Source organism: Neisseria sp. P0021.S007, from assembly GCF_051956855.1.
Genome location: NZ_JBQCXA010001150.1, coordinates 1 through 525, shown reverse-complemented (window position 1 = coordinate 525; position 525 = coordinate 1). Strand labels below are relative to the sequence as shown.

Genomic DNA, 525 nt, shown 5'->3' with positions numbered 1-525 from the left:
TTGTTGTAGTAGTCATCTTCAGTCAGCAATTGACGGCGTTGCAGCGGAGTCATGCCGGGGTCGGTCACAACAAATGCTTCAAAGTACAATACGCGCTCGATGTCGCGCAAAGTCATGTCCAACACCATACCCAAACGAGAAGGCAGGGATTTCAAGAACCAAATGTGTGCCACAGGTGCGGCCAATTCGATATGACCCATGCGTTCGCGGCGTACTTTGGACAAAGTCACTTCAACGCCACATTTTTCACAGGTTACGCCTTTAAATTTCAAGCGTTTATATTTTCCGCACAAGCATTCGTAGTCTTTGACCGGACCAAAGATTTTGGCGCAGAACAGACCGTCACGCTCAGGTTTGAACGTACGATAGTTGATGGTTTCGGGCTTTTTAACTTCGCCGTAAGACCATGAGCGGATGGTTTCGGGAGAAGCAATGCCGATTTTGATGGCATCAAACTCTTCTTCCATGCCGGCAGTTTGCAACGGATTAAATAAGTTCAACAAATTCATTTTTGCTCCTTGAAGG

The 525-nt window shown here is 46.9% G+C and carries 1 pseudogene; it reads right to left on the bottom strand.

From position 1 onward, the window contains the following. A pseudogene (locus ACTHUR_RS17990) lies at positions 1-509 on the bottom strand (DNA-directed RNA polymerase subunit beta'); the annotation flags it as partial. Positions 510-525: the final 16 nt, after the last annotated feature.